16 protein-coding genes are annotated in these 20,714 nt (G+C 64.4%); 7 read left to right on the forward strand and 9 right to left on the reverse strand.

The genetic code is table 11. The features are described from left to right. Nucleotides 1–16 precede the first annotated feature (16 nt). Nucleotides 17–1,324 (forward strand): phenylacetate--CoA ligase PaaK, encoded by a 1,308-nt coding sequence (gene paaK / locus AB0O58_RS24265; RefSeq protein ID WP_366238895.1) that lies wholly within the window; start codon nucleotides 17–19, stop codon nucleotides 1,322–1,324. 1 nt (nucleotide 1,325) lies between these two features. Then, entirely contained in the window at nucleotides 1,326–2,231 is a 906-nt protein-coding gene (locus AB0O58_RS24270) for a helix-turn-helix domain-containing protein (RefSeq protein WP_366238896.1), read from the forward strand. A 30-nt stretch (nucleotides 2,232–2,261) separates the two neighbouring features. Here the strand turns inward: AB0O58_RS24270 and AB0O58_RS24275 are convergent, their stop codons facing one another. Together AB0O58_RS24275 and styD are read right to left on the reverse strand one after the other, a co-directional pair. Next, on the reverse strand, nucleotides 2,262–3,791 hold the full coding sequence (locus AB0O58_RS24275) for a GMC family oxidoreductase N-terminal domain-containing protein (protein ID WP_366238898.1): 1,530 nt from the start codon (nucleotides 3,789–3,791) through the stop codon (nucleotides 2,262–2,264). 40 nt (nucleotides 3,792–3,831) lie between these two features. Continuing rightward, the gene (gene styD / locus AB0O58_RS24280) at nucleotides 3,832–5,316 is read right to left on the reverse strand and encodes a phenylacetaldehyde dehydrogenase StyD (RefSeq protein ID WP_366238899.1); all 1,485 of its coding nucleotides are present in this window, start codon (nucleotides 5,314–5,316) and stop codon (nucleotides 3,832–3,834) included. Nucleotides 5,317–5,503: 187 nt separating this feature from the next. On the opposite strand from styD, the gene AB0O58_RS24285 reads away from it, so the two are divergent. After that, complete coding sequence (locus AB0O58_RS24285) at nucleotides 5,504–6,886, forward strand: VOC family protein (RefSeq protein WP_366238900.1); 1,383 nt, start codon at nucleotides 5,504–5,506, stop codon at nucleotides 6,884–6,886. Nucleotides 6,887–6,910: 24 nt separating this feature from the next. Here the strand turns inward: AB0O58_RS24285 and AB0O58_RS24290 are convergent, their stop codons facing one another. Beyond that, nucleotides 6,911–7,897: an alpha/beta hydrolase family protein gene (locus AB0O58_RS24290; RefSeq protein WP_366238901.1), complete on the reverse strand. Its 987-nt coding sequence runs from the start codon at nucleotides 7,895–7,897 to the stop codon at nucleotides 6,911–6,913. A gap of 210 nt (nucleotides 7,898–8,107) precedes the next feature. Here AB0O58_RS24290 and AB0O58_RS24295 point away from each other — a divergent pair, with 210 nt between their 5' ends. Both AB0O58_RS24295 and AB0O58_RS24300 read left to right on the forward strand, forming a co-directional pair. After that, entirely contained in the window at nucleotides 8,108–8,560 is a 453-nt protein-coding gene (locus AB0O58_RS24295; RefSeq protein ID WP_366238902.1) for a MarR family transcriptional regulator, read from the forward strand. Further along, entirely contained in the window at nucleotides 8,557–8,943 is a 387-nt protein-coding gene (locus AB0O58_RS24300; RefSeq protein WP_366238903.1) for a DUF5313 family protein, read from the forward strand. The genes AB0O58_RS24295 and AB0O58_RS24300 overlap by 4 nt, the downstream gene beginning before the upstream one ends. 8 nt (nucleotides 8,944–8,951) lie before the next feature. On the opposite strand, the gene AB0O58_RS24305 is transcribed toward AB0O58_RS24300, so the two are convergent. After that, nucleotides 8,952–11,327: an ATP-binding protein gene (locus AB0O58_RS24305; RefSeq protein WP_366238904.1), complete on the reverse strand. Its 2,376-nt coding sequence runs from the start codon at nucleotides 11,325–11,327 to the stop codon at nucleotides 8,952–8,954. 122 nt (nucleotides 11,328–11,449) lie between these two features. On the opposite strand from AB0O58_RS24305, the gene glgX reads away from it, so the two are divergent. Next, a complete protein-coding gene (gene glgX / locus AB0O58_RS24310; RefSeq protein WP_366238905.1) occupies nucleotides 11,450–13,492 on the forward strand; it encodes a glycogen debranching protein GlgX in 2,043 nt (680 codons plus the stop codon). Here the strand turns inward: glgX and AB0O58_RS24315 are convergent. The 5 genes from AB0O58_RS24315 to AB0O58_RS24335 form a co-directional block, all read right to left on the reverse strand. Continuing rightward, entirely contained in the window at nucleotides 13,423–13,680 is a 258-nt protein-coding gene (locus AB0O58_RS24315) for a hypothetical protein (protein WP_329955291.1), read from the reverse strand. The two genes, glgX and AB0O58_RS24315, sit on opposite strands and share 70 nt — an antisense overlap. After that, complete coding sequence (locus tag AB0O58_RS24320) at nucleotides 13,670–15,184, reverse strand: alkaline phosphatase D family protein (protein WP_032373526.1); 1,515 nt, start codon at nucleotides 15,182–15,184, stop codon at nucleotides 13,670–13,672. The genes AB0O58_RS24315 and AB0O58_RS24320 overlap by 11 nt, the downstream gene beginning before the upstream one ends. Before the next feature lie 167 nt (nucleotides 15,185–15,351). Then, entirely contained in the window at nucleotides 15,352–17,058 is a 1,707-nt protein-coding gene (locus AB0O58_RS24325) for a glycerol-3-phosphate dehydrogenase/oxidase (RefSeq protein ID WP_032373527.1), read from the reverse strand. Continuing rightward, on the reverse strand, nucleotides 17,055–18,572 hold the full coding sequence (gene glpK / locus AB0O58_RS24330; protein WP_366238906.1) for a glycerol kinase GlpK: 1,518 nt from the start codon (nucleotides 18,570–18,572) through the stop codon (nucleotides 17,055–17,057). Before glpK ends, AB0O58_RS24325 begins: the two co-directional genes overlap by 4 nt. Continuing rightward, nucleotides 18,569–19,423: an MIP/aquaporin family protein gene (locus AB0O58_RS24335; RefSeq protein ID WP_027494674.1), complete on the reverse strand. Its 855-nt coding sequence runs from the start codon at nucleotides 19,421–19,423 to the stop codon at nucleotides 18,569–18,571. Before AB0O58_RS24335 ends, glpK begins: the two co-directional genes overlap by 4 nt. Nucleotides 19,424–19,545: 122 nt before the next feature. Between AB0O58_RS24335 and AB0O58_RS24340 the strand changes: the two genes are divergently transcribed. After that, nucleotides 19,546–20,526 carry a sugar-binding domain-containing protein gene (locus tag AB0O58_RS24340; protein ID WP_027494675.1) on the forward strand — a complete coding sequence of 327 codons (981 nt, stop codon included), beginning with the start codon at nucleotides 19,546–19,548 and terminating at the stop codon, nucleotides 20,524–20,526. Nucleotides 20,527–20,714: the final 188 nt, after the last annotated feature.

Below are 20,714 nucleotides of genomic sequence, written 5' to 3' on the forward strand. Positions count from 1 at the left end.
CCACGAGAGACCGATCATGACCAGTGTGCTGTCCGCCCCCACCGATACCCCCGACATCGAGTTCGCCTCTCGGGACCGCATTTCCACGCTGCAGTTGGAGCGCCTGCGATGGTCGCTGCAGCACGCGTACGACAACGTTCCGCACTACACGAAGGCATTCGACGACGCCGGGGTGCATCCGACCGATCTGAAAGATCTGTCGGATCTGGCGAAGTTCCCGTTCACCGCCAAGAAGGACCTGCGGGAGAACTACCCCTTCGGGATGTTCGCGGTTCCGCAGGACAAGGTCTCACGCATCCATGCGTCCTCGGGCACCACGGGTAGGCCGACAGTGGTGGGGTACACCGCGAACGACATCAGCAACTGGGCCGACCTGATCGCCCGCAGTCTCCGGGCCGGTGGCGTCAAGCCGTCGGACAAGGTGCACGTCGCCTACGGCTACGGCCTCTTCACCGGCGGTCTCGGCGCGCACTACGGCGCAGAACGACTGGGCTGCACCGTTATTCCGATGTCCGGCGGTATGACCGATCGTCAGATTCAGCTCATCGAGGACTTCGAGCCCGACGCCATCATGGTCACGCCGTCGTACATGCTCACGATCGTCGACGCGATGGTCAAGAAGGGCATCGATCCGGCGAAGACCTCGCTGAAAACCGGAGTCTTCGGCGCGGAGCCCTGGACCGAGGAGATGCGCAAGGAGATCGAGAAGACTCTCGACATGGACGCCGTCGACATCTACGGCCTGTCCGAGGTCATGGGACCGGGCGTCGCGATGGAATGCGTCGAAACCAAGGACGGACTCCACATCTGGGAGGATCATTTCTACCCGGAGGTCATCGACCCGGTGACCGGCGAGGTTCTGCCCGACGGCGAGGAGGGTGAATTGGTGTTCACGTCCTTGTCCAAGGAAGCGATGCCGATCATCCGCTACCGCACCCGCGATCTGACGCGACTGTTGCCGGGCACGGCTCGCACGATGCGTCGGATGCAGAAGGTCACCGGCCGCACCGACGACATGATCATTCTGCGCGGGGTCAATCTCTTCCCGACGCAGATCGAGGAGCTGATTTTGACGGTTCCCGTTCTGGCACCGCAGTTCCAGTGTGTGCTCGGGCGTGCCGGACGCATGGACTCACTGACCGTCCTCGTCGAAGCCCGACCCGATGCCGCGCTCGACACGCATCCGATTGCCGCAGCAACGCTGAAGAAGCTGGTCAAGGACCGGATCGGCGTCAGCGTCGCGGTCGACGTCGTTGCACCGGCGGCCCTCGAGCGTTCCATCGGTAAGGCCCGCCGTCTGATCGACAACCGTCCGACCGTATGACATGAGCCCGGTGACACAGGATTTCGAGCAATGGCGCGAGAACGTCTCGACGGCGTTCGTGCCGCTCGACGCTGTGTCCACCGGGCCGTCGTCGTTCCAGGGCACGCTGGTGTCGTCGACGCTCGGGGCGCTGCAACTGAGCGAGGTGACCGGCCGGGAGGTCGACGTCAGGCGCACACGCGCGACCATCCGGCGGTCCGACCCCGGGTTGATGAAGGTGGGTCTGCAGCTGACGGGGTGCGGCACGATCGTCCAGAACGAGCGCGAGGCCGTGCTCCATCCTGGCGACTTCGCGGTCTACGACACCAGCGCCCCTTACGATCTGCACTTCGCCGGGGACTTCGAGATGTTCGTGGTGATGTTTTCACGCGACGCACTCCGCATCGATTCCCGTGACTTGACGACCGTCGCCGCGCGTCGCATCGAGGGCGATCACGACGTCGGCGCGCTGGTGTCGCCGTTCCTGTTCAATTTGCGCCGCAACGCCGCCGACGGAACCCTGCCGACGACACCGATGCTCGAGAACGCCGTCCTCGATCTGCTCTGCGCCGCCCTCGACGACGCGGCTCCGCACGAGGCCCCAGGTTCAACTCTGCTGATCGAGGCCAAGAGTCTCGTCGAATCGGACCTGTCCGATCCCACGCTGTCCACGGCGTCTCTCGCTGCGCGACTGCATATTTCGACGCGCTACTTGCAGAAGCTCTTCGAGCAGGACGGTCGCACGGTGGCCGGCTGGATCAGATCCAGGCGTCTGGAGAGGTGCCACCGCGACCTGCGTGACCCTCGTTTCGCCACAGACAGTATCGGAACCGTCTGTGCACGTCACGGTTTGATCGATTCCTCGAACTTCTCGAAGCTGTTCAAGGAGACGTACGGCATGTCTCCGCGGGAGTATCGCGCCGGGTGAGAGCGCACGCCGCCCTCACCCGACCACGAACTACTTTCCGAGGATCAGATCCGAGGCCCGCTCACCGACCATGATGGACGGCGCGTTGGTGTTGCCCGACGGCACCGTGGGCATGATCGACGCGTCCGCCACCCGCAATCCATCGACCCCGCGGACCCGAAGGTCCGCTCCGACAACGGCATCGGAGTCCGACTCGGCTCCCATCTTGCAGGTGCCGACCTGGTGGTGGTACGTACCGGCAGTCTGTCGGACATACGCCCGCAGGTCGTCACGGGTGCGGGCGCTCGGTCCCGGAACCACCTCCGCCTTACGCCACGACGCGAAGGCATCGGAGGCACCGATCTCCCGGCAGATCTCCACCGCGTCGACCATCGCCTCGAGGTCGTACGGATCGGCCAGGATGTTCGGATCCGCCAGCGGCAGTTCATTAGGATCCGAGGACGCCAGTCGCAGCGTGCCACGCGAGCGCGGAGCCACGATTCCCGGAGCGATCGTGTAACCGTTCTCGGGCACCGGGTATCCGTCGGCGGGGTAGGGGATGTGCATGAACAGGGGCTGCAGATCGGGTGCAGCACCGGCCCATCCGGTACTGCGGGCGTACAGCTGCGCTTCGAGCAGGTTGTTCGTACCGGCTGCGAGCGGCTCGAGGGACTCGTAGATGTTGCTCAGCAGCAGGTGATCGTGCAGGTTTTCGCCCACCCCCGGCAGGTCGACGACGGTGTCGATTTCCAGTTCGGCCAAATGTGTGGACGGTCCGATTCCACTGAGCAGCAGGGTCTTCGGAGAGCCGAGGGCTCCGCCGCACAGGATGACCTCGTGATCGGCGAACGCTCGCTCCAGCTCGCCATCTCCGCGGCTGTATTCGATGCCCACCGCTCGGCCGTTCTCGAGCACCACGCGATGAACGAGCGCACCGGTGGTCACCGTCAAGTCGGGATTGTCGAGCACCGGGCCGACGAAGCTCTTCCAGGCACTCATCCGCTCACCGTCGCGTGTGGTGGTGTGGTTGTAGCCGGCACCGACCATCTCGTCGGCGTTGAAGTCGTCGATGAGCTTGTGCCCGTGCTCGACGGCCGCGTCGACGAAGGCTGCCGCCAAGGGGTGCGGGGTACCCATGATGGACACCGGCAGTGGCCCGTCACCGCCGTGGAACTCGTTGGCACCGAGCTCGTGTGACTCCGAACGCTTGAACAGCGGCAGCACGTTCTCCCAGGCCCATCCCGCATCACCGGTCGCAGAGGCCCATCCGTCGTAATCGCTGAAATGCCCTCGCACGTAGATCATTCCGTTGAGGGACGAGCTGCCGCCGAGGACACGTCCGCGTGGCCAGAAGATTCGCCGATCGTTGGCGTGCTTCTGCGGGGTGGTGAACAGTCCCCAGTCCTGCGGTCCGCCCAACAGCATCGGCCAGCCCTGCGGTGAATGGATTGCCGGATCGGTGTCCACGGGACCGGCTTCGATCACGTGGACGGTGTGTCCCGCGTCGAGGAGCCTCCTGGCGATGACGCTTCCTGCTGATCCTGCTCCGACGACGACGTAGTCGGTCGATTTCTTCGGCATGTCAGTCCTTGCTGTTTCGTTGCTGCACGAGGGAGTCGGGCTACAGAACTACGGTGACGACCTTCTCTTCGGTGTTGGCCTCGATACCGGCCCACCCGAGTTCTCGGCCCGTGCCACTGGACTTCATGCCGCCCCAGGGGAGAGCGGGATCGATTGCAGCCCAGCCGTTCACCCACACCGCGCCGGAACGGACCTGCGCGGCCAGTATGTGCGCCCTCGACACGTCGCGGGTCCAGATCGAAGCGGCCAACCCGTACACGGTGTCGTTGGCAATGGAGATCGCCTCGTCGGCCGTATCGAATGGAATCACCGTTCCGACCGGTCCGAAAATCTCCTCCTGGGCGATCTTCATGTCGTTGTCGGCGTCGGCGAAGATCGTCGGCTCGACGAAATAGCCGGCACCGTCGGGACGTCCGCCACCGGCTGCGACTCGGGCCCCGCCGTCGCGTCCCGCCTCGATGTACGCCAGCACGCTGTCACGCTGCTTCGCGTTGACGAGCGCGCCCATCGTCGTCGACGGATCGAACGGATCTCCCAGCACCTGAGCCGAGGCCGCTGCGGCCAACCCGTCCACCACCTGCGAGTACAGCGAGCGATGCACCAGCACTCGGGTTCCGGCCGCACACACCTGGCCCTGGTTGAAGAACAGTCCCATCGCGGTTCCGTTGATCGCCGCGTCGAGATCCGCATCCTCGAGGATGATCTGAGGGGATTTGCCGCCGAGTTCGAGCGTCGTCCGCTTGAACGTGTCGGCAGCTTTCTTCGCGATGAGCTTGCCGACTCGAGGGCTGCCGGTGAAGCTGATCTTGTCGACGTCCGGATGGCCGACCAATGCATCGCCGGTCACTTCGCCCAGTCCTGGAACAACATTGACCACTCCGGCAGGTACGCCCGCCTCGTCGATCAGGCGAGCCAGATGCAGGATGGACAGTGGCGCGTCCTCCGGCGGCTTGACGACGACGGTGTTCCCCGCGGCCAGAGCGGGAGCAAGCTTCCATGCCGCAATCATCAGCGGGGTATTCCAGGGAACGATCATGCCGATGACGCCGACGGGTTCGCGAACGGTGTACGAGTGCGTCGGCTGCCCGAAGTAGCCCGCGGTAGGGATGGAACTGCCGGTGATCTTGTCGGCCCAGCCCGCGAAGTGTCGGAAAGTGGCTGCAGCATTGGGGATGTCGAGCATCGCGGGCTGACCCACCGGCTTGCCGACGTCGAGAGCTTCGAGCCGAGCGAGCACGTCACCGTCCCGCTCGATCAGATCGGCCACCCGATTGAGCAGCTGGCCCCGGACTGCTCCGGGGGTAGCACCCCACTCAGAACCGAGCTGGGCACGGGCCGCACACACCGCTGCATCGACGTCCGACGCCGTGGCTGCGGCAATCTCGGCCAACGGCTGTTCGGTGGTCGGGTTCAAGTTGGTGAAGGTGCCTCCGTCGGATGCACCGTGCCACTGCCCCGCGATGTAGAGCTCGGTGGCGGTGCCGGTCGGCAGCGACGGTGCGGCCGATTCCTGTACTGCGGTCATGTGTTTTCGCTCCTTCTCGGTGCCGTGTGCAGGCACCTCTCGCATGTCTGCTCCAGACTGCGCGCAGGCGAACGTGCGGGTCTTGTGTGATCGCGCACACATTGTGCGGTAGATGCGCACAGTCGCGAGAGTGCAGCAGGCAGCCGAACGGGTTCCGTGCCGGCACCGAAAGGCGCAGTATGAGGTGGTGAACGTGACACCGACGCAATTGCGAGCGCAGTTCGCCCTTCGTCTGTCGGCTCTGTACGGGCGGGAGGTTCCCGCGTACACGACGCTGGTGGACGTCACCGCGTCGATCAATGCCGAGACGATGCGCACCAGCGGTGCCGATGCGGAACGTTTCGGCTCCATCGATCGCGTCACCGCCGAGCGACACGGGGCGATTCGTGTCGGCAATGCACGTGAGATGTCGCAGGTGGCACTGATATTCGGTGCCATGGGCATGTATCCGGTGGGTTTCTACGATCTGCGTGACACTGCGTCGAGTTCGATTCCGGTGGTGTCGACTGCGTTCCGACCGATCGATCCGGCCGAGCTGGCGATCAACCCGTTCCGGATCTTCACCTCGATGCTGGTGGCGTCGGATCGACGGTTCTTCGACCCGGATCTCGGCCGTCGCCTGACGGAATTCCTCGATCGTAGAACACTGTTCCCCCCGCTCCTGCTCGAGCTGGCAGCCACGTGCGAAAGGGACAACGGCCTCGCAGCGGAGGAGTCTGCTACTTTTCTGGACCTCGCGACGGCGGCGTTCGCATTGTCGACCGACCCTGTCGATAGAGCGTGGTACCGCGAGCTCGAGGCAGTCTCGGCGGTGGCCGCCGACATCGGTGGTGTCTCCTCCACCCACATCAACCACCTGACACCGAGGGTTCTGGACATCGACCTTCTGCATCGCCGTATGGGAGAGCACGGGGTGGCGATGATCGACACCATCCAGGGCCCTCCTCGTACGTCCGGTCCCGGATTGTTGTTGCGCCAGACGTCGTTCCGAGCGCTGGACGAGCAGCGGATGTTTCTCGACGAGAACGGCAACGTCGAACCCGGCCATCTACGGGTGCGGTTCGGCGAGGTCGAAGCCAGGGGCGCGGCAGCTACCGCACTCGGACGACGTCGCTACGACGAGTATCTGGATCGACTCGATACCGAGGAACCCGAGGACGCGTCCGCACTGTGGTCGTCGCTGGTGCCGGACGACGAGACACTGTGGATGGCAGAAGACCTCGCCTACTTCACCTTTCGAGTCGCCGGGACCAACCCGTCCGCTGCAGACCGGGACGGTGGCCTCGTCGATCTGGTCAGGTCGGGTGTTGTCGCGGCCGACCCGATCGTGTACGAGGACTTCCTGCCCAAGTCGGCGGCGGGCATCTTCAGGTCCAATCTCGAATCCGACGGCACCCGCAATTCCGACAACACCGCGGCAGCCTTCGATGCGGAGGCGATGGAAAGCGTTCTGGGACGGATCCTGCACGACCCGTACCGGATCTACGGCCGTCTCCGAGACGAGTCGGTGGCGCGGGTCGAGAAGCACCTCGGCCTGACGAAGCCTCTCGACTGCCCATGGACCCACTGAGCAATCGGCCCGAGATACCGAGTGTCAGCCCGAGATACCGAGGGATCCGGCGAGGGTCGGCCAACTCTTCGGTAGCTGCTCCACCCAGTACGGCCACGAGTGCGTTCCGGTCTCGGTGAAGTCGAACGTTGCAGGAATGTTCAACTGGCCGAGCCGATCCGCAAGTCGGTGTGTGCAGTAGTTCGACCCGACCTCGATGAGGCCACCGACCACCACCCTGTCCCATCCCGCTGCCGTGTCGAAGCTTTCGTGTCGTCCGGGTGCTCCGGTTCCCACCGACACGTAGACATCGGTACCGCGCAGACTTTCGGCGTGGGCCACCGAATCATGTTCGGCCCACGCAGGATCGAAGGGTCCGCCCCACATGTTGTCGGCATTGCCGCCGAATGCCCCGACGATGGCTCGAATACTGGCCTGGCCCAACGGCTCGGCGGATGCGAAGCAGCCGCTGTACGACGCCACGCCGGAGTACACGTCCGGGTTACGTGCGGCCAGCATCATCGCCGATTGTGCGCCCATCGACAGGCCTGCGATCGCGTTGCGGCCGTTGCCGTCCACGGCCGCGTCGATCAGCGGAGGCAGTTCCTCGGTGAGAAACGTTTCCCACTGGTAGCGGCCGAGTTTCGGGTCGTCGCGCTGCCAGTCGGTGTAGAAGCTTCCTGGCCCGGCCAACGGCAGGACGACGTTGACGTTCTTGTCGGCGAAGAACTCCGCTGCCTGCCCCTTGCGCAACCACATGCTGTTGTGCGGATCCTCTTCGCCGATGCCGCTGAGCATGTACAGCGTCGGACGCGGTCCGCTTTTCGCCGCGGGTGTGAGCACCTGCACTTCGACGACGGCTCCCATGGCGGGTGAGTCGACCTTCAGCGTGCGCAGCGTGTCGGATGTCAGGACGGTGTCGACGATGCGGGCGGAGGGGGCAGCCGGCTCGGCGGATGCGATACCTCCCGAGGCGATCGACAGGGACAACGCTGCGACGAAGACAGTGGTGGAGATGCGTCGGCGACGCATGGCGATCCTCTCAGGATTATCACGGTAAGGGTGAATCGAGGTGCAGCATTGCACAATTGCGCGCCCGGTAACACGTTGTGGGCAAACTTTCACCACTGCCGCAGACTCGATACCCGATCGAGGTGGCGAACCTGTACCTCCGCCCTTTTTCGTCTCTTGAGTCGTACACGAACAATTCGTGCACTAATCAATTCTGATACTCTGGCCATCGTGACCACCACCGAGGATCCACTCGCGCTCGATCGCCAGGTCTGCTTCGCCCTGGCCGTCACCAACCGGGCTGTGCTGGCGGTGTATCGGCCGTTGCTCGAACCGATGGGCCTGACCCATCCGCAGTATCTGGTGATGTTGGCCTTGTGGGGCGAGTCGCCGATGTCGGTCAAAGCGATCGGCTCAGCGCTGCAACTCGACTCGCCCACCCTGTCCCCGCTGCTCAAGCGTCTGGAATCGATGGGCCTGCTCACTCGCACACGCAGCACGGAAGACGAGCGCATTCTGCTCGTATCCCTCACCCCCGCCGGAGCCGCTCTCCGCGCCGAGGCAGAAAAGATTCCATCCGCGGTCGTGGCGAGACTCGGTGCGTCACTCGACGAACTGGAGCAGTTGCGCCGCGTCCTCACTCGCGTCAACGACGCGGCGATCGCAGCAGGAGCACTGACATGAGCGCACGACCCCAGCGCACCCATCCGAACGCCGGCCAATGGTTGGGCTACGCCGTCCTGGGCCGCAAACTCCCCGACTCGATGCAGGATTGGGTCCGACGCGACCTCGTCGGCCCCGGCGCGACACCGCGTCACATCCTGCGCTCGATGATCCCGTTCCTGCCCATCTTCATCGGGTTCTTCGTGCTTTTTCCCGGCGCGATCTGGTTACGTGCCTCGATGGTCCTGTTGGCCCTGCTGCTCGCGCTGTTCTACACCGCCGCATACATGGACCAGAACCGCGCTCGTCGTCTCGAGATTCACGGACTGCCCGCCGATCTGAAGAGCGAGAAGAAGACGGCGGAACTCGAACGCGAACGCGAGAACTACCGCCGCAACCACTGACCGGCCGGTCAGTGCTCGCGGGCGAGGCCGGCGGTGAAGTCGTCGGCGATCATGACGGCCAGATCCCGCGTCTTGCGGTTGGTGTTCTGTGAGAGTTCGGTCAATTGCGTGAACGCGGCGTCCGCGTCGATGCGGTACACCGACATGAGGATGCCGACGGCTCGGCCGATCGTGCCGCGGGTCTCGAGCGCCGTACGCAGTGTCGCGGCCTGATTGCCGCTCTCCGCGATCAGCTGCTCGCGCATCCGTGACAGTTCGAGGTGCACGCGAACGCGCGCGACGAGTTCGCGGTCGTGGAACGGCTTGACGATGTAATCGTCGGCACCGCGCCCGAGTCCGTCGAGCACATAATCCGTTCCCGCACGAGCGGTCAACAAGATGACCGGCACTCGCTGCAACTCGGCGTCACCGCGGATGTCGTCCACCAGATCGAGACCACTGCGCCCCGGCAGCATGACGTCGGAGAGCACGAGCCCCGGCAGCATCGTCCGGGCACGATCGAGAGCGGTCTCGATGTCCCCCGCTGTCGAGACGGACAACCCTTCGTCGGTCAGCAGGCGCGCGAGGTAGTTGCGCATGTCGACGTTGTCCTCGACGAGCAGGACGTCGGCGCGATCGGTCGTCTCGGGAACGGGATCGATCGAGGGGAAGATCGCCGAGATCGGATCGGCCGGAGCGCCGGGTCGATCGACGGCGGCCGCTTCCGCGGGCAACCGGGGCACCTGCACGGTGAAAGTACTTCCCCGGCCCACGTCGCTGTCGACGTCGATGCGCCCGTTCAAGGCGGTCAGCAAGTCCGTCACCAGGGCAAGCCCGATTCCGGACCCTTCGATGCTGTGCGCGCCTTCTCTCTCGACGCGGTGGAACCGGTCGAAGATTCGAGGCAGGTCCTCGGCCGGAATTCCCAGTCCGGTGTCTGCGACCACGAGCCGAACGGTGGTCTCGTCCGCGACCAAACGAACCGACACCCGTCCGGCCGGGGTGTACTTGACGGCGTTGGCGACGAGGTTGAATACCACCTTCGACCACATTTCGGCGTCGGTCAGGACCACGACGTCCTCGGCCGCATCCACGACGAGCTCGAGCCCCTGCGCCGACGCGACGGCCGAGAACATCGTCGCGCAATCGCGTGTCACCGAGCCGAGGTTCACCGGCTCGGGTCGAGAGACGAGTCGGCCGGCCTCGGCGTTGACGATGTCGAGCAGGTCGTCCACCAACCTGCGCAGCCGCATCGACGCGCGATGAACGACGTCGAGTGATTCGCGGTCGTTCGCGTCCAGCACCGAAGCAGCGTTCTCGCGTACCGAATCGAGCGGGCCCGTCAGCAACGTCAGCGGGGTGCGGAATTCGTGCCCGACGTTCTCGAGCAGCCGAGTCTTCGCAGCATCGGCGTCGGCCAAGGCCGCCACCCGGCTGCGCTCCATCTCGAACGCGTGCGAGGCCGTCAGTGCGGTGGACAGGCGTTCGGCGACGACGACGCAGAACGAGGTGAAGGCATCGTCGATCACCCGATGGCTGCTCACTCCGATCAACAACGCCCCGACCGGCTGTACCCGACCGGCCATCGTCAACGGTACGACGACGGCCTGCGGAACGTTGCCGTCCACCTGCACGGCGGCGCAGGCGACCGTACCGTCGGCAACTCGAGAGATGTCGGCGCACTCCCACGTCGCAGCCTGGTACCCGGCGTCGCCGCCGGTCACGACACACTCCACCGGGCCGTCCGCATTCAGATCTTCGCGGAGGTAACCGGCGACGAGGGGAAACTCCGATGCTTCGGCCGCGAGCACGCCCACTGCCGCACGGCAGATATCCACGGCACCGTCGGTGTCGTTGCCCGTCAGCGTGCCCAGACTCAGCAACGCCTGCATGCGGCGTTCGCCGAGCAGCTGTTGGGTGACCTCCGACGTCGCGACGAACACGCCGAGGACCGCGCGCTCGGGGCCGTGAATCGGACTGTACGAGAATGTCCAGTACGTCTCTTCGAGGAACCCGTACCGATTCATCATGAACCGTTGGCGAGCACCGTGCACCGCAGTGCCGCCGTCGACGACCTGATGAGCCAATGCGCCGATCTCGTCCCAGATCTCTGCCCAGCAGTCCCTGGCCGGCTGCGCTGCGGCGGCGGGAAACTTGTCACCGAGAAAATCGGTGTACGAGTGGTTGAAGATCTGGACCAGGTGCGGCCCCCACCAGATCAACATCGGGATGGTCGACGGCATGACCGTGCGGATGGCCGCGATCAATTCGTACGGCCATTGCTCCACCGGTCCCAGCTCCGTGGAGCTCCAATCCAGCTCGCGAAACCGAGCCTCGGTGGCCTTGTCACCGGGAAACAGCTCGTCGAGCCGAGCCGAACCGGGATCGGGTACTGCGGGATTCATGGCCTCGTCCTTAGTCACATGCGGCCGTAGGTCAAGGACGGGCGCAAACTCCTCGTCGATTCTATCCGAGCGCCAGGTGGGCAAGCGTTTCGCTCACCTGCGCCGGGGGTAATCGACCGCTCATGCCCACCTCATCCAGTCTCCCGTATCCCCTGGGCGTCTCGCGTCTGTCCGACGACGGTGCCAACCTCGCCGTCTACTCCGAAACAGCCGACTCGGTGTCCGTCGTCGTGATGAACGAAGACGGAACAGAGCGCAGTACAACGCCGTTGACGCTTCGCACCGGTCACGTCTTCCACGATCTGGTGCCCGACGTCACCCCGGGAACGCGATACGGTCTCCGCGTCGACGGCCCGTGGGATCCCGCCTCGGGACTGCGCCACAACCCGGCGAAGCTACTGCTCGACCCGTACGCCACGGCCATCACCGGCCAGGTCGACTGGAACGAGTCGGTGTTCTCGCATCTGCATGCAGAGCCGGAGACCCGCAACGACGAGGACTCCGCGCCGCACATGCCGTATTCCGTTGCGGTGCAATCGAACTTCGATTGGACCGGCGACGAGGCACCGCGAACTCCGCTGGACCGCACCGTCGTCTACGAGGTCCACGTGAAGGGCTTCACCGCCACCAACCCCGATGTTCCCGAGGACATTCGAGGAACGTACGCCGGGCTGGCCCACCCCGCCGCCATCGCGCACCTGAAGCGTATCGGCGTCACCGCAGTGGAGCTGCTGCCCATCCACCAGTTCGTCCAGGATTCGCACCTGCTCGAAGAGGGCCGCCGAAACTACTGGGGCTACAACTCCATCGGCTTCTTCGCCCCGCACAACGAGTACGCCAGCACCGGCGACACCGGCGGCCAGGTAGACGAATTCAAGGCACTGGTCAAGGCGATGCACGAGGCCGGTATCGAGGTCATCCTCGACGTCGTCTACAACCACACAGCAGAGGGCAACCACCTGGGACCGACGTTGTCGCTCAAAGGAATCGACAACGGCTCGCACTACCGACTCGTCGACGACGACCGCAGCGCCTACTACGACACCACGGGCACCGGCAACAGCCTCAACGTCGGACATCCCGCGGCGCTGGGCCTGATCATGGACTCCCTGCGGTACTGGGTCACGGAGATGCACGTCGACGGATTCCGTTTCGATCTCGCGAGCACCCTGACTCGTCAGGACTCCGGCCTCGACGTCCACAGCGCGTTCCTCGATCTCGTACACCAGGATCCGACGCTCGCGCCGGTCAAACTCATCGCCGAGCCCTGGGACACCCAGGGCTACCAGGTGGGCGGGTTCCCGGCCCGGTGGTCGGAGTGGAACGGTAAATTCCGCGACGATGTTCGTGACTTCTGGCGCGGCGAGGACGGCGCGTTGTCCGCTCTTGCGCAACGTGTCACCGGCAGCCCCGACGTGTACGAGTGCACCCGGCGCCCAACCTTGGCGAGTGTCAACTTCATCACCGCCCACGACGGCTTCACCCTGGCCGACCTCAATTCCTACGACGAGAAGCACAACGAGGAGAACGGCGAGGACAGCCAGGACGGCGAATCCGACAACCGTTCGTGGGGATGTGGTGCCGAGGGCCCGACCGACGACGAGGGCGTCAACGCACTCCGCGCCCGCCAGCAGCGTAATCACCTTGCCACACTGCTCCTTTCGGCCGGCGTCCCGATGATCCTCGGCGGCGACGAACTGGGCCGAACGCAGAACGGCAACAACAACGCGTACTGCCAGGACAACGAGGTCTCCTGGTTCGACTGGAGCACGGTCGATCAGGATCTCGTGGACTTCACCACCCACCTGATCTCGCTGCGTGACGAGCATCCGGCGTTGCGTCCCACCTGGTTCCGGCACGACAGCGATTCCGAGGAGGACGGGGCAGGACCCGATACGGTCGACTTCTACCGCGCCGACGGTCAAAAGATGGTCGACGAGGATTGGTCCGACGGCAACGCACACAGCATTCTGATTCTGATGCGTGCGGGCGAGGGAGACGCGGCGTTCGCCTGGATGGTCAACGCCTCACCTGCGACAGTCGAATTCACGCTGCCAGAGGGCAAGTGGAGTCAGTCGACGTCGAGTGATCCGGATCAGGCGTACGAGGCGGGCGGGCCGTCCATTCTGATTCGCGAGCATTCGTTCACGTTGCTGCAGGGCTGATCGGTCCATTGTTCGAGAATCTGTAGCCACTCCTCCGATTCGGAGCGTCCGGCCCACGCGATGTATCCGTCGGGCCGGACGAGGACGGCGGGGCCGCTGTCGGTACGGCGGACGATGTCCGTTCGACCGCAGTCGCTCTCGCCGACCTGACCCCGACGAATCGACGGACCCGAGCGATCAGGCGGCAGGCAGTACCTTCGTGAACAGCACGGCCCCGGTCGCGTCGCAGAGGTTGACGGTCAGATCGCGCGAGTCCCCGTCGATGAGCACCTCACCGAAATGCTGAAACGCGTCGAGTGGCGACGCGTTCGGTTCTGGTGGCGCGTGCACGAACACTGCCTCCGGGCCGAAGGTGCCGTCCAAGTCGTTGGGGCCGAACGCGCCGGCGTTGAGCGGCCCACTGACGAATTCCCAGAACTCGCGAAATTCCTGGTAGGCCGCCCGCTCCGGCGAATAGTGATGCGCTGCTGTGTAATGCACGTCGGCGGTGAGCCAGACGGTGCCGGTGACGTCGTTCCGGTCGATCGCGGTGAGCACCTGCGCGATGTCGGTCTCACGGCCCAACGGCGCACCGGGGTCGCCGTTGCCGACGCCTTCCTGCGCGACCTTCCCATCAGGAACGACGAGTCCGAGGGGCAGGTCGTTCGCGATGATCTTCCACGTCGCGGTGGAGCGGGACAGCTCGTCGATCAACCACTGACGCTGCGCCGAGCCGAGGATCTCCCCTGACGCAGCGGTGTTCGCACCGTTCGCATCCTTGTACGTGCGCATGTCGAGGACGAAGACGTCGAGCAGCGGCCCGTAGGCGATCTTGCGGTACACCCGGCCGTCGACGGCTTCTGTGGGCGCGATGGGCAACCACTCGTGAAACGCCTGCAACGCTCTCTGCGACAGCAGGTCCACATCCTTCACCGTGTATTGCTCCAGGTCGAGGATCTCACCGGGATACCAGTTGTTGACGGTTTCGTGATCGTCCCACTGGACCATCTGAGCGACAGACGAATTGAAGCGGCGGTAGTTGTCGTCGGTGAGATTGTAGGCGTACTGGCCGCGGTACTCCTCGAGCGTCTCGGCGACCTTGGACTTGGCCTCGCTCATGGTGTTTCGCCAGATTCGACCGTCGGGAAGTGTCACGCGCTCCTCGAGCGGACCGTCCGCATAGATGACGTCGCCGCTGTGCAGGAACAGATCCGGCTGCCTGTCGGCCATCGCCGAGAAGATGGTCATACCGCCGATGTCGGGGTTGATGCCGTAACCCTGGCCTGCGGTGTCGCCACCCCACAACAGGCGAATGTCGGATGGGCCGTCAGGAGCTGTGGAGAACATTCCGGTGACGGGCTCCGACGTCGCACCGTCCTCGCCCTCGAGCGTGACGCGATAGTGAACCTTCTGTCCCGCAGGCAATCCGGTCAGGCGCAGCACCCCCGTGCCGTCCGACTGCGGAGTCAGCAGTGGCCCCCGCATCGTCGTCACAGAGGAGAACGAGTCCGTCGCGGACGTGTCGACGATCATCGTCGCCGGAGTATCGGAACGTGCCCACACCAGCGCTCCGTCGGCACGCACATCACCGCTGGCGACACCGTGTGTCAGCACCGGCCGGGTGCGAACCAACGCCGGGCTGCATGCCAGCACAGGCGTGGCAGCGGCACCGAGAGCGGCATATCGGAGGAGGGATCGACGGGTGAGCTGCATGCCCTTCACCGTCCAGCATCGACATGAACGGCTCGTAGCGCCCAGGAAGACAGACGAGTTCCACTGCAGCTCGTCGCGCCCTGCGACGAGGAACGCGGCCGCAGGGTCGGAAACACAACCACCGATCCCGACCCTGCGGCGCTACCTCACCGAACCGCCGTGAGGGGTCAGCTCACCCCGGCGCGCACGTCCGGTGCCCCGAGCCTGGCCGCGTCGGCGGTCTCGTCGTCGGGCTGTTGCTGTGAATCCCGTTCTGCCAGAACACGAAGACGGTAGTGCTCGATCTCCTCGGCCCGGTGCTGATCGTCCCAGCCCAGAATCGGAGCCACCAGCCGAGCCACTTCCTCGGCTGCTGCTTCACCACGATCGGGAACCTCGATGGAGATACGGGTCCGCCGGGTCAGGATGTCCTCGAGATGCTGCGCGCCTTCGTGACTCGCGGCATAGACAACCTCTGCCTTGAGGTACTCCGGTGCGCTGTCGAGAGGCTTCCCGAGTTCGGGATCGGCGTCGATCAGATCCAGCACCTCACCCATCAGGGTGCCGTACCGACCCAACAGATGCTCGACGCGTGAGACCCGCATGCCGGTGCGTTCGGCCGTCAGATTGCGGGAGTTGTACGCCCCGAGGTAGCCGTCGGCCCCGACGAGTGGGATGTTCTCGGTGACACACTTGGGCACTGTGCGTTCGAGCCCGTGCACCGCGGCATCCACTGCGTCCTTGGCCATCACGCGGTAGGTGGTGTACTTGCCACCGGCAATGACGGTCAGTCCTCGCACCGGGCTGGACACCGCATGCTCGCGGGAGAGCGTGCTGGTGGAGTCGGATTCTCCGAACAGCAACGGCCGCAGACCTGCGTAGACCCCGACGACATCGGCGCGGTCCAGTGGATCGGCCAGCAGCTTGTTCACGTGCCCCAGGATGTAGTCGATGTCGCTCTGGCTCGCGGCCGGGTGAGCGAGATCGAGCTTCCAGTCGGTATCGGTGGTGCCGATGATCCAGTGGCTTCCCCACGGGATGACGAAGAGCAGGCTTTTCTCGGTGCGCGTGATGATGCCCGTGGCGCTGTTGATGCGGTTGCGGGGCACCACCAGGTGCACGCCCTTGGATGCGCGAACCTGGAACTGTCCACGCCCGCCGACCATCTGCTGGACCTCGTCGGTCCACACACCCGCGGCGTTGATGACCTGTTTGGCACGCACCTCGAACGAACGACCCGTTTCCAGATCGCTCGCCAAGACTCCGACGACCTTGTCGTCCTCACGAAGGAAGCCCGTGACGCGAGTGCTGTTGGCGCACAACGCCCCATAGGCGGCTGCGGTCCGCGCAATCATCATTGTGTGCCGAGCGTCGTCGACCTGGCCCTCGTAGAACTTCACCGCACCGCGAATCGCCGAACGCTTACCGGAAGGGAAGGATTCGAGCGTCTTCTTCTTACCGAGGTGCTTGTGATGACTCGGGACGCCGCGTCCGGCACCCATGACGTCGTACACGCCGATGCCGAGCCCCACGTACGGACGGTCGATCACCTTTTCGAGCGGATAGATGAACGGGACCGGCCGAGCGAGGTGCGGGCACAACGTGTTCAGCACGAGCGAGCGCTCTTTGAGGGCCTCGAACACCAGCGAGAAGTTGAACTGTTCGAGGTACCGCAGACCGCCGTGGAACAGCTTGCTCGAGCGACTGGACGTGCCGGCCGCATAGTCGCGTGCTTCGAGCAGTCCGACCTTCAGACCACGTGTCACCGCGTCGAGAGCCGTTCCCGCGCCGACGACGCCGCCGCCGATCACCAGGATGTCCAGCTCTTCGGCTTCCATCCGTGCGATCGCCTCGGCGCGCGCGGTTGGACTCAAAGCCGTTGTGGTGGAACTCATTCTTCATCAACCCAATCGAGAGTACGTGTCACTGCCTTCTTCCAGCCGGCGTACAGCTTTGCCCGCTGGTCTTCGTCCATGGACGGTGTCCATGTCTTGTCCTCGGCCCAGTTCTGGCGAATGTCGTCCTCGCTCGCCCAGTACCCGACGGCAAGGCCTGCCGCGTATGCCGCTCCGAGAGCGGTGGTTTCGGCTACGACGGGCCGCACCACGCCGACGTTCAGGATGTCGGACTGGAACTGCATCAACAGTTCGTTGACGACCATTCCGCCGTCGACCTTGAGTACCTCGAGGTCGACGCCGGAGTCGGCGTTCATGGCCTCGATGACCTCACGCGTCTGGTACGCGGTGGCTTCGAGTACGGCACGGGCCAGGTGGCCCTTGTTGACGAATCGCGTCAATCCCACGATGGCACCGCGAGCATCGGCACGCCAGTGCGGAGCGAACAGACCCGAGAACGCGGGCACGAAATACGCGCCGCCGTTGTCGTCCACCGAACGCGCGTCGGTCTCGATGTCCGCAGTCGAGGAGATCATGCCGAGGTTGTCCCGCAGCCACTGCACGAGCGAACCCGTCACCGCGATCGAGCCTTCGAGCGCGTACACCGTCGGCTGGTCGCCGATCTTGTAGCAGACGGTGGTAAGCAGGCCGTTCTTGCTCATGACCTTCTCGGTGCCGGTGTTGAGCAGCACGAAATTGCCTGTGCCGTAGGTGTTCTTGGCCTCACCGGGAGACAAGCAGGCCTGCCCGAAGGTGGCGGCCTGCTGGTCACCGAGAATCCCGGAGATCGGCACACCGCGGAACGGTCCGCGTTCACGGCCGGTGCCGTACACCTCGGAACTCGACCTGATCTCGGGCAGCATCGACATCGGAATACCCATGTCGGCGCAGATGCCCTCGTCCCACTGCAGGGTGTCGAGATCCATCAACAGGGTGCGCGAGGCGTTGGTCGGATCGGTGTAGTGCAATCCGCCGTCGGTTCCGCCGGTCATGTTCCACAGCACCCAGGTGTCCATGTTGCCGAAACACAGCTCTCCTGCTTCGGCTTTGGCCCGTGCACCGTCGACGTTGTCGAGAATCCACTTGATCTTCGGCCCGGAGAAGTAGGTGGCCAACGGCAGACCGGTCTTGGCGGTGTACTTGTTGGCATCGCCGCCGCCGAGTGCGGTCGCGATGCGATCGGTACGGGTGTCCTGCCAGACGATGGCGTTGTAGATCGGCTTGCCCGTCTCGCGATCCCACACCAGTGCCGTCTCACGCTGGTTGGTGATACCGACTGCGGCAATATCCTCGCGCGTCAGATCCGCTGCGGCCATGGCACCGGCCGCGACGGCGCGCACGTTGTCCCAGATCTCCGACGCGTCGTGCTCGACCCAACCGGCCTGCGGGAAGATCTGCTGGTGTTCCTTCTGATCGACGGCGACGACGGTGCCCGCGTGATCGAAGATCATGCAGCGTGAAGACGTGGTTCCCTGATCGATCGCGGCGACGTACTTTCCTGCGAACTCGGTCATGGCTTCTCTCCTGTGGTCTGGGTGTCTGCTGGGAGTCGTGATGGCGGCTCGGGCGTCGAACCTTCTTGTTTGCGTAGGTTCTTCCCGATCAACAGGTCGTACAGGAACACTCCTATCGGTCCACCTACGAGAGGTCCGACGATCGGCACCCAGAAGTACAGGCCGCCGTATTGATCTCGCCACGCTCCACCGTAGCCCGTGATGTACGACGCCAGGCGAGGTCCGAAATCTCGAGCCGGGTTGATCGCGTAGCCGGCGTTGGTGGCCCAGGCGAATCCGATGGCGACGACGATGAGGCCCACGATCAGGGGAGCCATGTTGGCCATCGGTGCGGTTCCGAGCGAATCGGTCACGGCCACGATGAGGAACAGCAGAATGGCGGTACCGATGATCTGGTCGATCAGCGCCGAGGACACACTCACCGGCAGTGTCCCGTTACCGGGCAGTGTCGAGAAGATGGTCTGGGTGGCGGTGGTGTGCCCTGGGTCGACCGCATTGATCATGTCGTTGTAGTTCCAGCGCACCAGCAGCGCGGCCACGAAGGCACCTGCGGTCTGCGCGAGAATGTACGGCGCAACCATCTTCCAGCTGAATCCGCGGAAGAGTGCGAACGTGATGGTCACCGCGGGATTGAGGTGCGCGCCGGTGATACGGCCCGCGACATATATACCGAACATCACGCCCAGCCCCCACGCCCAGGCGATCGAGTCGTGACCGCCGAGGCTGCCGGACTCACCACCCGAGACCACCTGAGCGACGACGCCGACACCGAACAGAATGAGAATCATGGTTCCGGCGAACTCCGCGGCCATGTGCGCCGGTAGCCCCCATTCCGGTTCCTTACGTGCCATCTTCCAACCTCCACACAGTCAGTGATACACGCCACATTGCGTGCCATTTGCCACGGTAGACGGCCTGCACTGCGTTTCACAGCTGATGCACATATGTGCAATTCGGTCGTACACTGGTGCCGGTGACGGACACCGGCATCACTCCCGAATCCGACCTGCGGACCGGCCATGCCACCCAGGCGGCGCGGCTGTACTACTTCCAGGACATGACGATGGCGGCCATCGGCCGTGAGCTGGGCGTATCTCGTTCGACAGTCTCACGACTCATCACGTTCGCGCGGGCGTCGGGACTGGTGGAAATCAAGATCTCCACCCCACTCGGTCAGGCACCGCGGATCGAGCGTGCATTCGCCGATCTGTACGACATTCGTGCACACGTGGTGCCGGTCGCGGAGACGGTCGACGAACTGCAGCGTCTCGATCGGGTCGCGACCTTCGCCGGCCGACTGCTGACGTCCTTCTTCGAGTCGGACATGGTGATGGGCGTCGCCTGGGGAACCACCGTCAGCGCCGTCAGCCGCAAGCTCGCTCCCAAACGAACCCACAACTCGAGCGTGGTGCAACTGAACGGGGCGGCCAACATGCGCACCACGGGGGTCTCGTATGCCACCGACATCATCCGGACGTTCGCCGATGCGTACGGGGCTGCGGCACAGGGATTTCCGGTCCCGGCATTCTTCGACTATCCGGAAACGAGGCAGCACCTGTGGCGCGAGCGCAGCATCAGGCGCGTGCTCGAACTTCAGGATCGCATGAACCTCGCCGTCTTCAGCATCGGCGTCATGAGTGGAGCCGTTCCGAGTCACGTCTACAGCGCCGGCTATCTCGAACGCGAGGACAGAGCCGAGCTGCAACGTGACGGCGTCGTCGGCGACATCGCCACGGTGTTCCTCCGATCCGACGGCAGCTACAATCGAATTGCGTTGAACGACAGATCGAGTGGCCCGAGTCTCGATCGGCTCAAGGCCGTCCCGCGCAGAGTCGCCATCGTGGCGGGAGAGTCCAAACTCGACGCCCTCACCGCCGCACTGCGCGGTGGCCTGATCACCGATCTGGTGATCGACGACATCAGTGCCGCGAAATTGGTGTTGCGCTCGCGCTGACCCATGTGATGCTCCTATGAGTGTCAAGTGGCAGTTTTCTGGGTGAGAAGTTGGAACATTTCGCGGGCGACGGCTCGTTTGAGGCAGCGGATTATGTCGCGTTTGCTCTTGCCTTCAGCGAGTCGTCGGTCGCGGTATTGCTGGGTGCGGGTGTCGTATTTGAGGCGGGCCATGACGATGACGTGCAA

It is taken from the genome of Rhodococcus sp. NPDC080181, assembly GCF_040702225.1.
In the GTDB taxonomy this organism is placed as follows: domain Bacteria; phylum Actinomycetota; class Actinomycetes; order Mycobacteriales; family Mycobacteriaceae; genus Rhodococcoides; species Rhodococcoides fascians.

Coding starts and splice junctions, on each gene's coding strand:
- paaK (WP_366238895.1), top strand. CDS start 17: ATGACCAGTGTGCTGTCCGCCCCCACCGATACCCCCGACATCGAGTTC.
- AB0O58_RS24270 (WP_366238896.1), top strand. CDS start 1,326: ATGAGCCCGGTGACACAGGATTTCGAGCAATGGCGCGAGAACGTCTCG.
- AB0O58_RS24275 (WP_366238898.1), bottom strand. CDS start 3,791: ATGCCGAAGAAATCGACCGACTACGTCGTCGTCGGAGCAGGATCAGCA.
- styD (WP_366238899.1), bottom strand. CDS start 5,316: ATGACCGCAGTACAGGAATCGGCCGCACCGTCGCTGCCGACCGGCACC.
- AB0O58_RS24290 (WP_366238901.1), bottom strand. CDS start 7,897: ATGCGTCGCCGACGCATCTCCACCACTGTCTTCGTCGCAGCGTTGTCC.
- AB0O58_RS24300 (WP_366238903.1), top strand. CDS start 8,557: ATGAGCGCACGACCCCAGCGCACCCATCCGAACGCCGGCCAATGGTTG.
- AB0O58_RS24305 (WP_366238904.1), bottom strand. CDS start 11,327: ATGAATCCCGCAGTACCCGATCCCGGTTCGGCTCGGCTCGACGAGCTG.
- glgX (WP_366238905.1), top strand. CDS start 11,450: ATGCCCACCTCATCCAGTCTCCCGTATCCCCTGGGCGTCTCGCGTCTG.
- AB0O58_RS24320 (WP_032373526.1), bottom strand. CDS start 15,184: ATGCAGCTCACCCGTCGATCCCTCCTCCGATATGCCGCTCTCGGTGCC.
- AB0O58_RS24325 (WP_032373527.1), bottom strand. CDS start 17,058: ATGAGTTCCACCACAACGGCTTTGAGTCCAACCGCGCGCGCCGAGGCG.
- glpK (WP_366238906.1), bottom strand. CDS start 18,572: ATGACCGAGTTCGCAGGAAAGTACGTCGCCGCGATCGATCAGGGAACC.
- AB0O58_RS24335 (WP_027494674.1), bottom strand. CDS start 19,423: ATGGCACGTAAGGAACCGGAATGGGGGCTACCGGCGCACATGGCCGCG.